Here is a 13,874-nt window from a genome sequence, read left to right on the forward strand (position 1 = left end):
TTATTCCGCAAAACCCCACAGGTAACCCTGTGGGGTTTTGTCTTTGGTGATTCGGTTTTTACGATTCGACCATTGATATTCGAGCATTGATTAAAAGAAAACCCCTCGCAGCTGGCGCTGCGAGGGGTTTTTGCATGGGCGCGGGTATTAATCCTGCCTTTGGCTGCGGTTGCGGCTGCGGCTGCGGCTATCGCTACGCCTATGGCTCCGGATGGTGCGGTACTTGATACGGCCCGCGCCGATGTCAGGGCAATTGGCGACGCAGTGCTGCGAAGAAAAGCTCGGATTGCAGACGTTCACTTTGGATCTGGGCGGCGACTTTGCTGGCGATATCTGCATTAACTGGCTTGAGTGGGCGGCCGGTGGATTGCGCCAATACTTGTGCAGCACAGGCGCGCTCTAGGAAGAAAAGGTCGTCATACGCATAATCCAGACGTTCGCCACAGACGACGACGCCGTGGTTGCCCAGGAAAACGATATCCGCGCCTTGCATGGCGTGGGCGATGCGTTCGCCTTCGCTGACATCGAGTGCCAGCCCGTTGTAGTTTTCGTCGATCGTCAAGCGGCCATGAAAGCGCATGGCATTTTGGGATAGCGTCGTATCCAGCCCGCGATCTGACGTGAGCGTCAATGCGGTGGCATAGGGCATATGCGTGTGCAGGACGCAGGCTTTGCCCGCAATGCGGTGAATGGCGGCATGAATGAACATGGCGGTAGGCTCGACGGCATGCCGGCCGGCCAGTTTGTTGCCATGGGCATCAATCAAGACGATATCGTCCGCCTGGACTTCATTCCACATCAGGCCGCGCGGATTCAGCAGGAAGTGGTCCGGATCGCCGGGCAACGCCACGCTGAAATGGTTGCAGACCCCTTCACCCAAGCCATGAGCAGCGGCAGCGCGCAGTGCCAGCGCCAGATCCGCGCGCAGCGCGGCAACGGGTTCGGCGTGAAAGAGTGCTTCGGCAAAACGGGGTTCTTGATTCATGACTGCCTTCGAAGGTTCAGAAAGGGTGAGACGAGCCCAACTCGTTTACCGCCAACCCGCGGCGCGGAACAATTCAGGCACGAGATCCAAAGTGGGTACGGTAGCGTCCGGGCGGTAGTCCGGCAAGAGTTTGCGGCCGGTTCCGCGGTCGATCCATACACAGCGGAAGCCAATATCACGGGCGGCCGCGTGATCCAGATGTGGGCTGGCGCAGATGTGTACGACCTGGTCGGGCGAGACGCCCAGGCTGTCGTGCGCGTGGGCGAAGATCTTGCGGGACGGCTTATAGGCGCCCGCTTGCTCGGCAGTGATCACGCGGTCGATGTGGCCGCCCAGCTGCGCCACATTGCCCGCGATGATCTGATCGTCGGTATTAGAGACAATACAAAGCCGGAATCCCGCCTGCTTCAACGCTGCCAAAGCACCGACGACCTCGGGAAACGGCGGCATCGCAGAAATGCTACCCGTGAGCATGTCGGCGTCTTCCGGCCGATAGGCAAGGCCGAGGTCTTGCATGGTTAACCGCAATGATTCACGGGTGATGTCAGCGAAGCTGCGATGCGGCGGGGTGCGCTCCAAGCGGTGCTCGTGCTCATCATAGACATGCAGGAATTGAGCTGGCGTTGGCGTTTCCTGACCGTTCGCGTTGGCCGCCAGAATGCGTGCGACGGCGGCTTGCAGGCCTTCGTCCCATTGGATCAAGGTGCCATAGCAGTCGAAGGTGAGCCATTCGGGACGCGGTAGATGATTCAGCGGCATAGGAGTGTCCTGTAAGCGATTTCGGAATTGTGAGCGTAGCGGCCCCGCAATCAAGTTGTAAAATTAATAATTGAACTCAACTCAGTTGATAGTCAAATATCAAAGTTGCCATGCTCGATCTAGAACTGCTACGAACCTTGGTATGCGTCGCCGATGAAGGCAGCTTCACGCGCGCGGCTAGCCGTGTGCATCGGACGCAGTCAACGGTCAGCCAGCAGATCCGCAAGCTGGAACAAACCGTGGGGAAGACGCTCTTGCTGCGTGATCGCACCGGCAGCAACGTGTCGGCCACCGAAGATGGCGAAGTGATGCTGGCCTATGCGCGCCGCTTGTTGCTCATCGCGGACGAGGCCGAGCATGTGATGGCGGCGCCCCGCGCGGCGCGGGTCGTGCGGCTTGGGATACCTGAGGACTTCGACGTGTCGCGGCTGACCGTGCTGCTGGCGGGGTTTGTAGCCGACCATCCCGACGTGCGGCTGGAAACGATCAGTGGCATGAGTACCGACCTGCGCGGCAAGCTGGCATCGGCGGATCTGGAATTGGCGCTGATCAAGCGCGAGCCTGGCGAGGGGCCTTGCCTGGCGGCGTGGCCGGAGCGTTTGGTGTGGGTGGGCGACAAGCGCCATCTGGCGGGGGCTGGGGCCGTGCCGCTGGTGATATTCCCGCACGGCTGCATCTATCGAAAGCGCATGATTTACGCCCTGGAAAGCATGGGCCGCCATTGGCATGTGGCGTATCACAGCCACAGTCTGGCCGGCGTGCAAGCGGCGGTGGCGGCCGGGCTGGGCGTGAGCTTGCTGCCGGCCTTTGCACGGTTGTCTACGCACGCCTTGCTGGGCGAACAAGAAGGGCTGTCGGCGGTACCGGCGACCGAGCTGGCCATCGTGGGCCGTTCGCGCGCGCCCACGGGGATCGAACAACAGTTAGTGGCCGCGCTAAGACACGCCGTCGAAACAGATATCGAAGGCGCGCTGGCGCCCTAGTGCACCAACACGATCAGTTCAGATCGCCATCAACGTAATACCATCGTCCGCCTTCACGCACGAAACGGCTGACTTCGTGCATGCGATGCGCGCGTCCGGCTTGACGGCTACGCGCCACGAATTCAACCGTGGCGTGTTCGTCATCCTGGTTACGCGCTTGTTTGATGGCCAGCCCCAGCCACTTCAAATCGGGCGGATTGGGTTCAAGGGATGCAGGGCGCGTGCTGGGGTGCCAGGTGGCGAGCAGATAAGGCAGCTTGTCCAAGACAAACGCGCTGTAACGCGAACGCATCAGCGCTTCGGCGGTGGGCGCTTGCATGGCTTGCGGGCCATCGTGCCAGCGGCCACAGCATTGGAGGTACGTTGCGCCACCACAAGGGCAGGGCAGATTCGAGGAGTCGGGCTTTTTGGTCACGGGAAAATCGAAACAGCCATTCAGACCAACAGGTCGTTGTATTCGGGGTGGCGGCGCACATAGACCGCGGCGTAGGAGCATAACGGGCGTACCTTCCAGCCGTTGGCGCGTGCGGTGTCCAGCGCGACTTTGGTGAGGTCGGCCGCAATGCCGCGGCCGCCGACTTGGCTGGGCACGCCCGTGTGAACGATGGCCATGGCGCCGTTGTGCAACTGATAGTCCAGCACGCACAGCACGCCATCGACGGTGGCGGTGAAGCGGGATTGCGCGGAGTCGTGGGTGACGATGGTCATAGGGCGAGTCTCTTGAGTAGCCGTTCTATGGTTCAACGGGTCAGTGGTTCGGCGGGGCAGTAGTTCGGCGGTGCCACAGCTCAACGGTTCAACAGTCCAACGGTTCAACGATTCAGCGTTTTGATCAGCGCGGTGAGCTGTGCGTCGCGCGTCTGCACCAGATCAGCAATGCTGCGCTGGCCTGCTTCGGCGTTGACGCCTTCGATCAGTTTGCGCTGAAGTTCGGGCGTGACGACAGGCGCGCCCAGGTCGTCCCACCAGGTTTGAACGGGCCCAAGCAGATGATGCATGAATTGCGTCAAACCGCGTTCGCCACCGCCCAGGTTAAACGTCATGTGCGGCCCGAACAGCGCCCAGCGCAGGCCGGGGCCTTGCGAGACAGCGGCGTCGATATCGGCCACGCTGGCCACATTTTCCGCCGCCAGGTGGATCGCTTCGCGCCAGACCGCGGCTTGCAGCCGGTTGGCAATATGGCCCGGCACTTCTTTGTTCAAGCGGATGGGGTACTTGCCCATCGCTTGGTAGAACGCGATGCTGCGGTCGATGGTGTCTGCGGACGTCTTGTCGCCGCCCACCACTTCCACCAACGGGATCAGATGGGGCGGGTTGAACGGATGGCCGATGACAAACCGCTCGGGATGCTGGCAGCGCGATTGCAGGCGGCTCATGATGAGCCCCGATGAGCTGGATGCCACGATCACGTGCGGCGGCAATATCGCGTCCATGCGGGCAAAAAGGTCAATCTTGAAGTCTTCGCGTTCGGGTGCGTTTTCTTGAACGAAATCCACGTCCGCCAAGGCGGYGGTCAAGTCCGGTTCAAAATGCAGCGCATCGGATGACGCGCCCTCGGCCACGCGGCCCAGTTCCTTCAGTACGGGCCATGCGGCGGCGACGCGAGCACGCGTTTGCGCTTCGGCATCGCTGGCGGGGTCACTGACCACGACCTCCAGCCCGTGCGCCAGGAACAGCGCCGCCCAGCTGGCGCCGATCGTGCCCGCGCCCACGATGGCGACGCGGCGAATGGAGGGGATGGGCGTGGCGGTGCTGGACATGCGGCTCTCCGAGGATGGGGTTCGGCCACATTGTGAAGCAAACGCCGCCGCGCTGCCATGTGCACGCTTAAGCGTTGCGGGTGCGTCGCAGATGCTGCCATACCAGTACGACCGCTACCGCGTAGCTTGCCGCAATGACGCAGTAGGCGACGGGCAGGCTGGCGCTCCAGTCGGGCAGCGCGTGCAGAATGGTGCCCATCAGCGCAACGCCGACCAGTGCGCCCGACTGGCGGTTGGCGTTCAGCGCTGCGGCGGCGCTATTGGCATGTTGCTTGCCGGACACCTGCATCACGATGCTGGTCATCGCCGGCACGGCAATGCCCACGCCCAGGTTCGACAGCGCCACCATGATGGCGAACGGCCAATAGGCGATGCCGGGCGTGAACGCATAGATGCCCGCCGCGCTCATGATGGCCGCAAGCGAGACGCCGCCCAACAGCGACGCCGATACGTTCCAACGCGCCGAGACGCGGCCGGAAATCATGTTGCCGATCGAGAAGACGGCAAGCATTGGCACCAGCTGAATGCCGGTTTGCAGGGCGTCTGCGCCTCGGGCGTGTTGCAGAAACAGGCTTAGTAAGAAGAGCTGTCCGTACGACGCCAGGTTGATGAGAAAACCCACGCCGTTGGCGGCGGCGAATTGCGTCGTCTGGAACAGCGCGCGCGGAATGATGGGTTCGGCATGGCGGCGTTCGCGCCGCACCAGCAACACGGCCGCGACGGCGCACAGGGCGCTGACGCCGGCGATGCGGCTGGAGGTCCAGCCGTAGGCGTTGCCCTGGATCAGCACGAAGCACAGCGACGACAGCGCGATCACGCCCAGTACGTGGCTCAACGGGTTCAACCCGCGCGGGCGGCGCGGGGCTGCCTGGATGCGGCGACGCGCCAGCCACAGGCCGGCCGCCCCAAGCGGAATATTGATCAGGAAAATGCCGCGCCATCCAAACTGATGGATCAGCACGCCGCCCAATAAAGGGCCGGACGCGCCGGCCACTGCGACGATGGCCGACCACGCGGCCAGCATCCGGTTGCGTACGTGTTCGTCGTCATACGCATGGGTCAGCAGGCTGAGCGAGCTGGGCATGAACAAGGCCGCGCCCACCCCTTGCAGCATGCGGGCGGCGATCAGCGTGTTCGCGTCGGGCGCCAACCCGCACAGCAGCGAGGCCAGCGTGAAGACGCCCAGGCCGCTCAGGTAGATCGTCTTGGCCCCGTAGCGGTCCGCCAGCGCGCCGGCAACCAGCAGCAAAGCGGCGAAGGTGAGGGTGTAGCCGTCCACAATCCAGACCAGGTCGGTCAGCGGCACGGTGAATTGCAGCGCGATGCTGGGCAGGGCGACGTTGACGACGGTGACATCAAGCATCGCCATCACAAAGCCGATGGCCAGGGTGATAAGCGGCAGCCAACCGGTGGCGGGCGTGGCGTCCTGGACGGGCGCGGGGACTTGCGGGCAAGCGGTATTCATGATGATCGGGGGAATGGCGGCATTTCGAGGAATGAAGCTTAGGAGTTTTCAGCGATGCAAAAAAGCTGAATAAGTGCTTTATAGTCATGCAAATTTGCATCACAAKGCGGGCTTCAAGCCTCTGCCAAGGACGAGCACCATGGATTGGGACAATGCCAGGATCTTCCTGGCCATCTATCGGATCGGAACACTGCGAGGGGCGGCGGCCCTGTTGCAGATCGATCAGGCGACGGCGGGGCGGCGGTTGGCGGCGCTGGAATCATCGCTGGACGCACGCTTGTTCTTGCGCACTCCCGGCGGCTATGTGCCGACCGCCGCTGGCGAGCTGGCCTTCGCTGCGGCGGAGCGCATGGAGCAGGCGGCTGATCAATTGCAACGGCAAATGCAAGGGCTGGACCACCGCTTGTCCGGCGTCGTGCGGGTGGCGGCGTCCGAAACCGTGGCCAGCTACTTCATCATGGAGGCTATTCGCCGCGTGCATGTTCATCATCCGGATATCCGGGTGGTGCTGTCCGCGTCCATCCAGATCAGCAATCTGACGCGGCGCGAGGCGGACCTGGCGATACGCAACGTCAAGCCGGATAACCCTGACCTGATCCAACGCCATCTGGCGCGCAAAGAGGTGGGTTTGTACGCGTCACGCAGCTATCTGGCGCAGCATGGCGAGCCCAAGCCTGGCACGGCGTTCGCCGGCCACGCGCTGGTGACGTATCAGCAGTCGGTGCTGCCGGGCTGGTCGGACACGTTCTGCGGCGAACCCACGGGCAATGGCCATATTGCCGTCGAACTGAATTCCGGGATGATGATCATCGACGCGGTGGCTGCGGGCCTGGGCATCGGCGAATTGCCTACCCATATGGCGCCGGCGTATCCCGAACTGGTTCGGATCTGGCCGACGCGTAGCGAACCTTACGATCTGTGGCTGGTGATGCACGGTGACTTGAACCGCACGGCTCGCGTGCGCGCGGTGGCTGATGCGATTGTCGACGTGTTTGAAGCGGATAAGGTTTGAAGTGGGCATTGGGGCGGACAGGGTCGGAAGCGGACAAATGGCGCATCAACTGCGGTAAACCGTGGCTTGTGGGGCGGCGCGTCAGGCGCTAAGGTTTGTCTGCCCCGCAAGAAACCTATGACTTCAGGAGTCACGCGTGTCCGATCTTTGGCGTTTGTCCGCAGTTGAATTAGCCGCCCGTATCCGCAACCGTGAGGTGTCAGCCGTGGAAGCCGCGCAAAGCGCGCTCGGCCGGCTGGATGCCGTGAACCCCGCGCTCAATGCCGTCATCGATCATCGTCCCGAAGACGTACTGGCGCAGGCTGCCGCCGTGGACGCTGCGCTGGCCCGTGGCGAAGATGCCGGCATGTTGGCCGGGGTGCCCGTCACCGTGAAGGTCAACGTGGATCAGGCCGGGTATGCCACCACCAATGGCGTTGGCCTGCAGAAAGATTTGATCGCCACCGTGAACAGCCCCGTCGTCGACAACCTGCGTAGGGCCGGCGCTGTCGTCCTGGGGCGTACCAATACGCCTGCATTTTCATTGCGCTGGTTCACTGGCAACGCGTTGCATGGCGACACGCGCAACCCGCGTAACGCCGCGCTGACTCCCGGCGGGTCGTCGGGCGGCGCCGCATCGGCGGTGGCGGCTGGCATCGGGCATCTGGCGCATGGCACGGATATCGCCGGGTCCATTCGTTATCCCGCCTATGCCTGCGGCGTGCATGGCTTGCGGCCGTCGTTGGGCCGTGTCGCGGCCTACAACGCGGCCTTGCCTGAACGATCGATTGGTGGTCAGTTGACTGCAGTGTCTGGTCCGCTGGGCCGCACCATCGCCGATGTTCGGTTGGGGCTGGCTGCGCTGGCAGCGGCCGACCCCAGAGACCCCTGGTGGGTGCCCGCGCCCTTGGTGGGCCCGGATGTGCCGCGCCGTGCCGCGCTATGCGTGAACCCGGAAGGCATGGACACCGAACCGGCCGTGGTCAAAGCGCTGCAAGAGGCCGCGCGCCGGCTGACCGAAGCCGGGTGGACGGTCGATACCCTGGACACGATTCCCCCCCTGCAGGAAGCGGCCGATCTTCAAATTCGTATGTGGATGGCAGATGGCTATGACGCCATGTTGGCCGCAGCCGAAAAGGAAGGCGACCAAGGCGCGCTCGTGGCCTTGCGAGGGCAGCGCGATAAGGCCGCAGGCGCTGACCTGAATAGCTTTTCTGCAGTGTTGACGCGCCGCGCGACGCTGACTCGCCAGTGGGAATTGTTCTTTGCCGACTACCCGATTCTGCTGCTGCCTGTGTCCGCAGAGTTGCCATTCCCAGACAAGCTGGACTTGCAGGGCGACGCCGCCTACGCCCGGGTGTGGCGCGCGCAGATGACGCAAATCGGCGTGCCCTTCATGGGCCTGCCCGGCTTGTCGGTGGCGATGGGCAGCGCAATGAGCAGCGCGGGCCCGAGCCCCGTGGGTGTGCAGATTGTGGCGGGGCGCTACCGCGAAGACCTGTGCTTGGCGGCAGGTGAAGTGATCGAAGCGGCAGGCGACCCGGTCAGCATCGCGGAGCCCAAGCCGCGATAGATATCACGGCGTTCTCTCGGCGATAGGTAGCGCGCCGGCCTTCAAGCGGCGGGCGTTGCCGCCTGCCATTCGGTTCGCAGCAGACCCATCATGCCGGTGTCCCAGCGCGCTTCGCCCGCGCGCGTGGATGAACGCCTGACGCCTTCCATGGTGAAACCCAGCGCTTCGTACRTACGGATGGCGCGTGTGTTGAACATGTACACGTTGAGCTCCAGGCGTTCGATGCCGGGTGTGCGAAAGGCTTCTTCGATCATCAGCTTGACCATGGGCCGTGCCAAGCCTTGTCCGCGCTCGGCCGGGGCGATGGCTACGCGGCCAAGGCGGGCGTTGCCGTCGCGCCATTCATAGGCCAACTGCGCATGGCCGACGGCGGTGTCGCCGCGATACGCCATCCAGCAACGGCGGTTGGGCGGGCGGGATTGCCCTTGCGCCAGCATGTCTTCCACATCGTCTTGCGTCAGCGGGTACGACAGGTGCGAGCCGCCCCATTGCACGACGTCCGGCAGGCTCGAAAACCAGCTGGCTAACAACGGAAAATCCGAGATTGCAAACGGGCGCAGGGTCAGCATGAACGAAGGCTCCAGCAGGGTGGAAGGGGCGAAGTGGGGCGTTATTGTCGGACGGTGCGTTGACCCCGTTGATTACGCGAGGACGAATGTATTACTCAACATGCAGCGGCAGCACGCACGGTTTACCGCGCGTGCGCGTATTCACTTACTGAAGCGCAACCGCAGCACGCCCAGGTCGCCATAAACCAGTTCGATATCCTGGTTTGCCGGCACATCCAGGAATCCGGCGTACGAACCCGTAATAACGTGTTGGCCGGCATACAGCCCAAGGCCTTGTTCGCGCAGGAAGTTCGCCAGCCAATACAGGCCAGCCTTGGGGCGATCGTTTGGGTGGAAGCCGGGATGCTGCTCGACTTCTTCGCCATTGACCAACAAGGTCAGCGTCATGCTGGGCGGGGCGGCGTCGGGCGATGCAATGCGCGGGCCCAGGACCAGGCCCTGGTTGAACATGTGGTCGGCCAGCAGCTCGGGCAGGCTGGCGTGTTCGGGCGACGCGTAGCGGCAGCCAAGCACTTCCAACGCCAAGCATGCGCTGCCCACCGCGGCATCAATTTCAGCTTCGGTGTAGGGCGTGGCGCGGGCGGGCAGATCGTGGGCAAGTTCGAAGGCGATCTCGGGTTCGATCCGCACGATGTCGGTGCGCGCTGCGATGGGGCCGGCTTCGGCGTGGGCGGTGCCTGACGCGTAAATCGGCGCCACCACGGTTTTTTCCGGTGACGGCAACGCGCTCTTCCAGGCCGCGATGCGGTCCTGGCGAGTTTCTTGCAGCAGCTGCGCGGTGCGTTGCTGGACGGCAAATGCCTGCCCCAGCGATTGCGGGCGGCATTCAGCGGGCAGGCGCGGCCCCGCAATGCCGGACTCGCGAGCGGCGATCAAGGTACGGGCGGCGTCAAGGCTGCCCGGATAGTCTTCGATTCTGATTTGCATGCGTTCAGGTCCCCAAATACAACATGACCCACAAGACGATCATTGCGATTAGGCCGAGCCAGCACGAGCCCCAAAACCCCACGATGGGCCACTTCAGCGACAGCGGCGTCTTTTTCGGATCCACGTGACCCAGCAGGTCGTTGGCGTTGCCCACCAGCCAGAACCGAGTACCCGGGAACATCAGGCGGAAAAAGTAATCCAGCATGATCGCGGCCTGGATCGACAGCGGGTATTGCTTGAACGGGCGATGCTGCAGATACGGGTGCTTGAGCGTGGCGTTGATCTCTTTGCTCTTGAAGAAAAACAGCACGATGCCGCTCAGCGAGCAGGTGATGAAGCACAGCACGAAAAGGCTGAAGGCCATGGCCATGACAGGAGAATGCATGGGGGAGATCTCAAGATTGCGCGGCACGCCGCGTTGGGATGATAAGAAGCCAGAATGGAATTTCTGGCCGTATTGTAGAAGGCTTGGCGGCAGCCCGTGTTCAGGGCTGCGTCAGCGCTGACGGGCGTTGAATCGTCCCCGTCTTGGCTTCGGCCGGAACCATTGCTTTGGCCTCGACGATTGCTTGGGCCATTGCTTCGGCATTGGCGGTTGCCTGGGCCATTGCTTCGGCATCGGCGATTGCCTGGGCCATCGCTTCGGCCCCGGCCCTGATATCGCGCCGAACGAAACCGTCCGGCACGAAACGGCACCGGATTAACCGCGGACCTGGCCTTCGCCGGTCAGTACCCATTTCAGCGTGGTCAGCCCTTCCAGGCCGACGGGGCCACGGGCATGCAGGCGGTTTGTGGAAATGCCGATTTCCGCGCCCAGGCCGTATTCGAATCCGTCGGCAAAGCAGGTGGGCAGGTTCACGTACACCGAGCTGGAATCCACTTCACGCTGGAAACGCTGCGCGGCGGACAGGTCTTCCGTGACGATGGCATCCGTGTGGCCGGAGCCCCAGCGGGCGATGTGTTCGATGGCGTCGTCCAGCGTGTCGACGATGCGCACGGCCAGGATTGGACCCAGGTATTCCGTGCCCCAGTCTTCTTCCGTGGCGGGCGTGATGTGCGGCAACAGCGCCAGCGTGCGCGGGCAGCCGCGCAATTCGACGCCGTGCTCGGTGAAAGCGGCGGCCAGCGTCGGCAGAATCGAGACAGCGGCCACCGCGTCGACCAGCAGCGTTTCCATGGCGCCGCAGATGCCGTAGCGGTAGGTCTTGGCGTTGAAGGCGATGGAGTGCGCCTTGTCCGGATCCGCCGCAGCGTCGATATAGATGTGGCAGTTGCCATCCAGGTGCTTGATCAGCGGCACGCGCGCTTCTTGCGACAGGCGCGCGATCAGCCCCTTGCCGCCGCGCGGCACGATGACGTCGATGTGTTCGGTCATGGTGATAAGCGTGCCGACGGCCGCGCGGTCGGCGGTGGCCACGACCTGCACCGCGTCTTGCGGCAGGCCGGCGGCAGCCAGGCCCATTTGCACGATGCGGCCCAGTGCGATATTGGAGTGCAAGGCTTCGCTGCCGCCACGCAAGATGGCCGCGTTGCCCGACTTCAAGCACAGCGCTGCCGCGTCGATCGTGACGTTGGGGCGCGATTCATAAATGATGCCGATGACGCCCAGCGGCACGCGCATCTGCGCGACCCGCATGCCGTTGGGGCGCACGGTCGTGGCGGTGATGCTGCCGATGGGGTCGGGCAGGGCGGCGATTTGGCGCAGGCCTTCCGCCATGTGCGCCAGGGTCTTGTCTGACAGCGTCAGGCGGTCGAGCAGGGCCGGTTCCAGGCCATTGGCGCGCGCGGCGGCCACGTCTTTTTCGTTGGCGGCTTTCAGTTCGTCGTGGCTGGCGGCCAGTGCGTCAGCCATGGCGAGCAACGCCTTGTTCTTGGCGGCGCTATTGGCGCGCATCATGGCGCGCGAGGCGCGGCGGGCGTTTTCGCCCAGGGTCAACATGGCGTGTTCAATGGAGGACGAGGACATGGCGGCGTCGATCATGGAGTGGGGGCGGCGCAGGGGCCGTCTGAGGAATCAGTGTATATCCGGCCAAAGCGGCCGGGCGTAGGCAAAGGGGGAGCGTGGGGCGAACCGAAGGTTGAAACGAAAGCCGAAACAAAGGGCGCAGAGCGAAGCGAAGGCGGCGGCAATGCCGCCTTCACGGTCGCCCGCCGGCGGCGGCGACTCGCAGCGCCAGCCGGGTCATTTCTTCCCAGGGGTCAGACAAACGGCCCGGCACGGACAGGCCCTTGATCAGCCGGTCGACTTCGTGAGCGTGTTGCACTGCGGCAGGCCAGACGCTGGGCTGTACCCGGCCTAGTGCTTGCAATGCCAGGCGTTCATGCGCGCCGAAAATACGCAGGCGGCGCATCAAGCCATTCACGTCCTGACCCAGCGCGCGCGCTTCGGCGACACGGGCCAGCAAGCGGATTTCTTCGCCCACTGCCCACAGCACCAGCGGCAAGGCTTCGCCTTCGGCACGCAGGCCGTCGATCATGCGGATGGTGCGCGAGATATCGCCGGCCAGCATGGCGTCGCGCAGGCCGAATACGTCATAGCGCGCCACATTCAGCACCGCGCGCTCGACGTCTTCTGCCGCCAGTTGGCCTTCAGGATAGAGCAGGCCGAGCTTCTGGATTTCCTGGTGCGCCGCCAGCAGATTGCCTTCGACCTTGTCCGCCATCCATTGCAAGGTGGCGGCATCGGCGCGCTGGTTCTGCCGGGCCAGCCGAATGCCCACCCAGGCGGGCAGCCGGCCGCGTTCGACATTGGCGATATCCACCATCATGCCGCCGCGGTTAAGCGCTTGGACCCAGCGGCTTTCGCGCGTGGCTTTGTCCAACCGGGGTAGGGCGATGAGGATGAGCGTGTCGGCGTCGGCCTGCTTTTCGGCTTGCTCGGCCAGCCTGGTCAGGGTGTCTGCGCCGGACTTGCCGGGCTTGCCGGTAGGGATCTTGATTTCAAGAATGCGCCGGTCGCCAAACAGCGACACGCTTTGCGTGGCGGCGAGCACGGCGCTCCAGTCGCTGCGGGCGTCCATCACCATGGACAGACGCTCGGTGTAGCCGGCTTTGCGCGCTGAGGCGCGCAAGGTGTCGACGGCTTCGGTCACCAGCAGCGGTTCGTCGCCCGACACCGTGTACATCGGCGCAAGCCGGTTGCCCGGCCGCTGTAGGTGTTCGGCCAACCGGTCTGCGTCCAAAGGCTGTGCCATGGGCTAGCGCAGGATGGCCGGGTCGGTGGTGGACGGCGTTTGCCACGGCGTAGGCGTACGCTTTTGCTCCGGCGCGTTCGGGTCGTACAGCGGAATCTCGCCGCTTTCGCCACGTTCTTCTGCGGACTCCACCGCACGGCGAACTTCCGGCGCGGTCATGCGGCGCAGCAAGCGAGACACCAGGTCGCGTTGCATGGCCTTGTACAACGTGTCGATCTGGCCCTGCTTGGCCTGCACGACTTGATCGTCATACGGCATTTCGCGGTAGATCGACAGGGTTGTGTCCGGAATCAGCGCACGGCCCTTGTTGTCGATCAGGCGGAACGTGTAGTTGATGCCCAGTTCGTATTCCTCGACCCGGCCTTGCGCGTTCAGCGAGACTTCGCGCAGCGTGCGCGTATCGGCGACTTGCTGAAGAATGGCTTGCGCTTCCTTCGGCGAATCGACGAGCTTTGTGTTCGGCGAAGCGGCCCGCAGCGAACGGCGCACGTCGGCGCCGAACTGCGTGTTGTCGGGGATGCCGATATAGAGCGTGTCGAACGGCATGGGAGTCACCCCCCGCAGCGCGAAACCGCAAGCGGAGAGCAGCATGAACAGCGCCAGGCAGGCGCCGCGCAGCAGCCAGGATTGGCGGGGGGAGTGCGTTTGTTGCCCGGCGAAGTGCATGC

At 63.7% G+C, this 13,874-nt stretch carries 16 protein-coding genes; 3 read left to right on the plus strand and 13 right to left on the minus strand.

Going from position 1 to position 13,874, the window contains the following annotated elements:
- Positions 1 to 244 precede the first annotated feature (244 nt).
- Both AC1DB0_RS13515 and AC1DB0_RS13520 read right to left on the minus strand, forming a co-directional pair.
- The gene (locus AC1DB0_RS13515) at positions 245 to 985 is read right to left on the minus strand and encodes an aldolase (protein WP_447578448.1); all 741 of its coding nucleotides are present in this window, start codon (positions 983 to 985) and stop codon (positions 245 to 247) included.
- A gap of 45 nt (positions 986 to 1,030) precedes the next feature.
- Positions 1,031 to 1,744, minus strand: a complete 714-nt coding sequence (locus AC1DB0_RS13520) for a haloacid dehalogenase type II (RefSeq protein ID WP_054427099.1) — start codon at positions 1,742 to 1,744, stop codon at positions 1,031 to 1,033.
- Positions 1,745 to 1,854: 110 nt separating this feature from the next.
- On the opposite strand from AC1DB0_RS13520, the gene AC1DB0_RS13525 reads away from it, so the two are divergent.
- Positions 1,855 to 2,727, plus strand: coding sequence for a LysR substrate-binding domain-containing protein (locus tag AC1DB0_RS13525; RefSeq protein WP_476757099.1), 873 nt, complete (start codon positions 1,855 to 1,857; stop codon positions 2,725 to 2,727).
- 13 nt (positions 2,728 to 2,740) lie between these two features.
- On the opposite strand, the gene AC1DB0_RS13530 is transcribed toward AC1DB0_RS13525, so the two are convergent.
- The 4 genes from AC1DB0_RS13530 to AC1DB0_RS13545 form a co-directional block, all read right to left on the minus strand.
- Positions 2,741 to 3,142 (minus strand): YchJ family protein, encoded by a 402-nt coding sequence (locus AC1DB0_RS13530; protein ID WP_447578446.1) that lies wholly within the window; start codon positions 3,140 to 3,142, stop codon positions 2,741 to 2,743.
- Positions 3,143 to 3,162: 20 nt separating this feature from the next.
- Positions 3,163 to 3,435: a GNAT family N-acetyltransferase gene (locus tag AC1DB0_RS13535; protein ID WP_054427101.1), complete on the minus strand. Its 273-nt coding sequence runs from the start codon at positions 3,433 to 3,435 to the stop codon at positions 3,163 to 3,165.
- A gap of 104 nt (positions 3,436 to 3,539) precedes the next feature.
- Complete coding sequence (locus tag AC1DB0_RS13540) at positions 3,540 to 4,487, minus strand: 3-hydroxyacyl-CoA dehydrogenase NAD-binding domain-containing protein (protein ID WP_476758688.1); 948 nt, start codon at positions 4,485 to 4,487, stop codon at positions 3,540 to 3,542.
- A 67-nt stretch (positions 4,488 to 4,554) separates the two neighbouring features.
- On the minus strand, positions 4,555 to 5,952 hold the full coding sequence (locus tag AC1DB0_RS13545; protein WP_342068060.1) for an MFS transporter: 1,398 nt from the start codon (positions 5,950 to 5,952) through the stop codon (positions 4,555 to 4,557).
- Positions 5,953 to 6,091: 139 nt separating this feature from the next.
- On the opposite strand from AC1DB0_RS13545, the gene AC1DB0_RS13550 reads away from it, so the two are divergent.
- Together AC1DB0_RS13550 and AC1DB0_RS13555 are read left to right on the plus strand one after the other, a co-directional pair.
- The gene (locus AC1DB0_RS13550) at positions 6,092 to 6,964 is read left to right on the plus strand and encodes a LysR family transcriptional regulator (protein WP_175171062.1); all 873 of its coding nucleotides are present in this window, start codon (positions 6,092 to 6,094) and stop codon (positions 6,962 to 6,964) included.
- A 136-nt stretch (positions 6,965 to 7,100) separates the two neighbouring features.
- Positions 7,101 to 8,516: an amidase family protein gene (locus AC1DB0_RS13555; RefSeq protein WP_175171063.1), complete on the plus strand. Its 1,416-nt coding sequence runs from the start codon at positions 7,101 to 7,103 to the stop codon at positions 8,514 to 8,516.
- Between the two features lie 41 nt (positions 8,517 to 8,557).
- On the opposite strand, the gene AC1DB0_RS13560 is transcribed toward AC1DB0_RS13555, so the two are convergent.
- The 7 genes from AC1DB0_RS13560 to AC1DB0_RS13590 all read right to left on the minus strand — a co-directional run bounded on the left by AC1DB0_RS13560 (position 8,558) and on the right by AC1DB0_RS13590 (position 13,872).
- On the minus strand, positions 8,558 to 9,085 hold the full coding sequence (locus tag AC1DB0_RS13560; protein WP_476758689.1) for a GNAT family N-acetyltransferase: 528 nt from the start codon (positions 9,083 to 9,085) through the stop codon (positions 8,558 to 8,560).
- 141 nt (positions 9,086 to 9,226) lie between these two features.
- On the minus strand, positions 9,227 to 10,012 hold the full coding sequence (locus AC1DB0_RS13565) for a 2-keto-4-pentenoate hydratase (RefSeq protein ID WP_447982359.1): 786 nt from the start codon (positions 10,010 to 10,012) through the stop codon (positions 9,227 to 9,229).
- A gap of 4 nt (positions 10,013 to 10,016) precedes the next feature.
- Positions 10,017 to 10,397 carry a hypothetical protein gene (locus tag AC1DB0_RS13570; protein WP_175171066.1) on the minus strand — a complete coding sequence of 127 codons (381 nt, stop codon included), beginning with the start codon at positions 10,395 to 10,397 and terminating at the stop codon, positions 10,017 to 10,019.
- A 100-nt stretch (positions 10,398 to 10,497) separates the two neighbouring features.
- Positions 10,498 to 10,698 carry a hypothetical protein gene (locus AC1DB0_RS13575; RefSeq protein ID WP_476757102.1) on the minus strand — a complete coding sequence of 67 codons (201 nt, stop codon included), beginning with the start codon at positions 10,696 to 10,698 and terminating at the stop codon, positions 10,498 to 10,500.
- Positions 10,699 to 10,712: 14 nt separating this feature from the next.
- Positions 10,713 to 11,993, minus strand: a complete 1,281-nt coding sequence (locus AC1DB0_RS13580) for a glutamate-5-semialdehyde dehydrogenase (protein ID WP_054427109.1) — start codon at positions 11,991 to 11,993, stop codon at positions 10,713 to 10,715.
- Between the two features lie 157 nt (positions 11,994 to 12,150).
- Positions 12,151 to 13,206 carry a DNA polymerase III subunit delta gene (gene holA / locus AC1DB0_RS13585; protein WP_476757103.1) on the minus strand — a complete coding sequence of 352 codons (1,056 nt, stop codon included), beginning with the start codon at positions 13,204 to 13,206 and terminating at the stop codon, positions 12,151 to 12,153.
- A 3-nt stretch (positions 13,207 to 13,209) separates the two neighbouring features.
- The gene (locus AC1DB0_RS13590) at positions 13,210 to 13,872 is read right to left on the minus strand and encodes an LPS-assembly lipoprotein LptE (RefSeq protein ID WP_054427111.1); all 663 of its coding nucleotides are present in this window, start codon (positions 13,870 to 13,872) and stop codon (positions 13,210 to 13,212) included.
- Positions 13,873 to 13,874: the final 2 nt, after the last annotated feature.

This window comes from Achromobacter sp. 10T422 (genome assembly GCF_056394065.1).